Source organism: Bacteroides sp. RTP21281st1_H5_RTP21281_210402, from assembly GCF_040918965.1.
Taxonomy (GTDB): domain Bacteria; phylum Bacteroidota; class Bacteroidia; order Bacteroidales; family Bacteroidaceae; genus Bacteroides; species Bacteroides congonensis.
Map to the genome: position 1 here is coordinate 1 of NZ_JBCOWR010000044.1, position 4,376 is coordinate 4,376.

The following is a 4,376-nucleotide window of genomic DNA, read 5'->3' on the forward strand; positions in this document are numbered from 1 at the left end:
TGTAAAAGTATTGTTAATCGGTATTGCTACCGGTTGTTGCTCTGTTCAGGATGCCGTACAAAATTTATTGACTTCTTTCAAGTACCTGTATTTCATTTACATTACTGCATTTGAAACAAGCATTGACGGTTCTATTTTTTAACTTGTACTACTTGTATTGTTTATCAATATTTCAAAGAACTTGTTGCTTTCGTTTTAAAAGCGGGTGCAAAGGTAAGGGGTTTTATTTTAACTGCCAAATGTTTTCGGAAGTTTTTTTATTTTCTTTTTCAACTCGTTTCTCAGGCTCTCTTGCGAAAGGGAAAGAATAATTATAAAAGAAAAAGCAAAACCGTTTTCTTTGCGAATCGGACTGCAAAGATAAGAACTTTATGTTATATCCTCCAAACTTTTTCGGAAGTTTTTTTGTTCTTATGTTTAAGCCGTCTTACGCTTTATCACTAAGTCATTTTGTCAAGGCTTTCTTCTCTTGGAAAGCGGGTGCAAAAGTACTCCCTTTTGGTATACACTCCAAATATATTCAGCTCTTTTTTTTGATTATTTTTGCATGTTTATGCTAACTCGTTGATTGATAACGATGTTGTAGAACATATTTTTTCCTACTGGCGTAGTCCTATACAAGATGCCTATACATTATTATATAATGCAGCCATATCAGGCCTGTTTTCCTATATCGGAGAAAGTTTCAAGATGCATTCAGGATTCAACAATCCATTTTTCGATATTGCGGGTTTCAGCGCTGAAGTTTACACCGATTTTAAAGAGTTTCCGTCCGTCCATTTCGAAAGGAAGAGCGTAATGCTTGCCATTAATCTGCCGCAAAGCCTCTTCGGCAGTACCGTTCAGCTTAAATTCCATTATATAGGTGAACTTATCAGTCTGCAGGACAAGGTCGATGCGCCCGTCACTCGTTTTATATTCAACGTTGACGTAGAAGCCGACAAGCTTGAAAACGATGAAAAGCACGTTTTCGTAATGCAACTCCTGCTCACGGATCACTTCGTAGGTAGTGTCCGCAAAGAAACTCTGCAGGCGGCGGAAGAAAGAGTTATAATCACCCGATTCCACTTCACGAACAAACTTCTGAATTTCAAACGGGGACTCTACCTTATTTACATTCGCATAAAAAGGAAGCAGAAAACGGACAAACCCTTCTTCCACTTCACGGTTAGGAAAGCCCAGGTGATACATTCCAAAACGTTCATCATACCCTTTGATGGTGAGGTATCCACTCTGATAAATCACGGGGATAGGATTGGCGGATTCAGAGTCGATACTGTTCAGCACTTCAAAATTCTGAATACCGATAGGATATATTTTATTGCTCATATTCTCTACTTTTATAAATCAACACCTGTCATACATAGATATATATTTTTAATAGAACTCTTCACCATGGCAAGTTAAAAGATTCTTTTCCGTAATTCATTCTGCATATTTGCCTGAAAACTCAAAGCTTGCAAAGAGAATCCCTTCTCACTCCTCTTTCTCCATACGTAAACTGACAAGCTCAACCCATTTCTTTAAATCAAGATCAAAGCCGCCTTTCTCTAACAAATGAAGAGCACCACCATAATGAAGGGCAGCATCTTCCCTATCACTGTTTATCCTACAAGACAACTCGCCAAGACAATACTCGAGACGAGCCATTTGAAGATAGTCCACTAGAGTATAATCGTCTTCTACAGACAATTCTATCAATTCCTTTATCAACGCATATGCTTGTTCACATTGCGTATAAGTTAAATCAGAAAGAGGCTTATTCATAACAGGGTGCTGGGTCAACTGAACAATGATTCGATTAAAGTATCCGTACATATTTTAAATAATTTGCCGTATCAGTTCCCCGTGGTACGAGATTATAAAAAAGAGAGCGTGGGAACTATCTACCTACGCCCTCCAAATGGTATCCGCTAAGACCCGTCCCAGATGCATAAGTGATAGCCCCACGCTCAATTGAATATATAACAGAGTATATAGACAAAAGATGCGTGAGACATGTCACTTATTACAATCTCCGGGAAAAATTTAGCGGATTCTTTTGGAGAGATATATAATAAATAACCGTTCTCAATAAAATTATCAAAAAACTTACTTTCTTCGCTCGAAAGTAAACTACGACAAAAGTAGCAATTTATATTTAGCAAGCAAACAATATTGACTAAGAAATAAGCACTTCAAGCTAATTTATTTGATTCTTCTAAAAAAAATTAGCTACCTAAGTTCAAGTTATAAATGCGACAGTTGAGTGAGAATATAGTGTAGAAAAATATTTTTAGAGAGAAGCGGATGAAAAAAAATCTTCATCTTGCTTCTCCCTTGGAATAAAGTTTCTATCTTGCTCCCTCAATCTCCTACCAAATCAGTCGCATGATGAAACAATTAACCGAAGGACAAAGATACAAATTACAAGCGTATCTGCAAGCAGGAATTAAAAAAGATGAAATAGCCCATTTGCTGGGTATTCATCGTAGTACCCTTTATCGTGAGTTATGTCGCAATAAATGGAATCCCACGGACTCTTATGATGCTGACTATGCACAGTATCGTTACGAACGTCGTAAAGAACAACGTATTCGTCCACAGAAATTCACAAAGTGTGTCAAGGCCAGAGCCGCAGCCATGCTTGTCCAGCTGAATTATAGCCCGGAACAAATAGTAGGAAGATGTAAGGGGTTAGGCTTCCCAATGGTTTCCGTGGAGAGGCTTTATCAGTGGATATGGGACGATAAACGAAAAGGCGGGGATTTATATCGGTCACTTAGAAGAAAGGGGCGGAAGCATGGAAAGAGAGGTTCCGCGCATAATAGTAGAGGATGTATTCCCAATCGCAAGGATATTTCGGAAAGACCTGCTATTGTGGAGAAAAAAAAGCGATGGGGAGATTTGGAAATGGATACTATTATTGGAAAGAACAATAAAGGTGCTATTCTTACAATTAATGAAAGAAAAACTGGGTGGCTATGGACATACAAGTTGCCAAGTAAGGAAGCTAAATATGTGGCGGCAGCAACCGTGCAACTATTGAGACCATATAAAGGGCGAATACATACAATCACTTCAGACAATGGATCAGAATTTGCAGACCACCAATATATTGCGAAAGAATTAGGGATAGATTTTTACTTTGCAAAACCACATCACCCATGGGAAAGAGGAGCAAATGAAAACCTAAATGGATTAATCAGGCAATATATACCGAAAGGCATTTCGTTCGAATATATTACACACCAATATATAGAGGAAATTACATTAGAAATTAATCAAAGGCCAAGAAAAAGATTGGGATTTTTATCACCCAAAGAGGCACAAACTTTTAGAAAGATTAAGCAGCTCAAGAAAAAATTGAACTTATAAAATAAGGAGGTGTCGCATTTACAAATTGAATTCAGCGATGAACTTGAGTTTTTGAGTTCAGCTCCCGTATATCTCTTGGGCCTGACTCATAAATGCGTTATGCCTTCAAATATAAAAGACCAATTGGGATATTTGCAAGCTGCCTATGTATAACTAAAATAATTTTATGTCTCTCCCTCATTTCTTTGTCAATATTGTTTGTTTGCTAAATATAAATTGCTACTTTTGTCGTAGTTTACTTTCTAGCGAAGAAAGTAAGTTTTTGATAATTTTATTGAGAACGGTTATTTGTTACATTCATACATAAAAAATCCACTAATTTTTTCTCCTGGATGGTAATAAGTGACAGGTCTCGCGCACATTTGTATATATAACCTTGTTATATACTCATTTGGGCGTGGGGCTATCGCTTATGTCAGGAGAGGGTCGTAGTGGATACCTATGTATGGCATGAGCAGATAGTTTCCACGCTCTTTTTTATATATAAACCCTCGCACCTTTGGGAACAGATGCGGCAAACAAAACTATACCGATGAGTAATGATTTTAAAGAGAACATCATCCTCCTGATGCAACACCCTATCATGCATAAACCCATAAGTGAACTGACGGATTGGGAACAAAGCCAGGCTTGTGAAATCCTTGATAGTCTGGTTGAGGCTTCCATGGATAACTCCTGTACGCAGGTCGACTATATTCAAATTTCCCGTCTGCATTATGCCCTTGGTGAGCTGGCTTATGAACAGTGTGACAATCCTGAACGTATAATTAAATATTTCCTTTCCTCTCTGCATTCCTTGGAGAAGGGGGGAATTGACCTGGGTCTTCACAAATGGGCGGAACTCGTGAATTTGCGGCAGTCTTCTGATTCTTGAATTGCGTAAATCGGATATAATCATCCGTATGCGCCGGATTCATAATTTTGTCGTATGACATGATGATGAATCAGTTTTCGTAATCCTACCAGCGTATATAACGGAGGTCGCGAACCGGCAGATAGCTTGTGAAAGTAGTTTGTTT

The 4,376-nt window shown here is 38.1% G+C and carries 3 protein-coding genes and 1 pseudogene; 2 read left to right on the plus strand and 2 right to left on the minus strand.

The window, feature by feature from the left end:
* Positions 1 to 696 precede the first annotated feature (696 nt).
* Together AB5443_RS25160 and AB5443_RS25165 are read right to left on the minus strand one after the other, a co-directional pair.
* Positions 697 to 1,290 (minus strand): annotated as a pseudogene (locus tag AB5443_RS25160) (PD-(D/E)XK nuclease domain-containing protein); the annotation flags it as partial.
* A gap of 186 nt (positions 1,291 to 1,476) precedes the next feature.
* On the minus strand, positions 1,477 to 1,818 hold the full coding sequence (locus AB5443_RS25165; protein WP_044657227.1) for a hypothetical protein: 342 nt from the start codon (positions 1,816 to 1,818) through the stop codon (positions 1,477 to 1,479).
* Positions 1,819 to 2,370: 552 nt separating this feature from the next.
* Here AB5443_RS25165 and AB5443_RS25170 point away from each other — a divergent pair.
* Entirely contained in the window at positions 2,371 to 3,357 is a 987-nt protein-coding gene (locus tag AB5443_RS25170; protein ID WP_301885813.1) for an IS30 family transposase, read from the plus strand.
* Between the two features lie 532 nt (positions 3,358 to 3,889).
* Entirely contained in the window at positions 3,890 to 4,231 is a 342-nt protein-coding gene (locus tag AB5443_RS25175; RefSeq protein WP_195408654.1) for a hypothetical protein, read from the plus strand.
* The last annotated feature ends 145 nt before the right edge of the window (positions 4,232 to 4,376 follow it).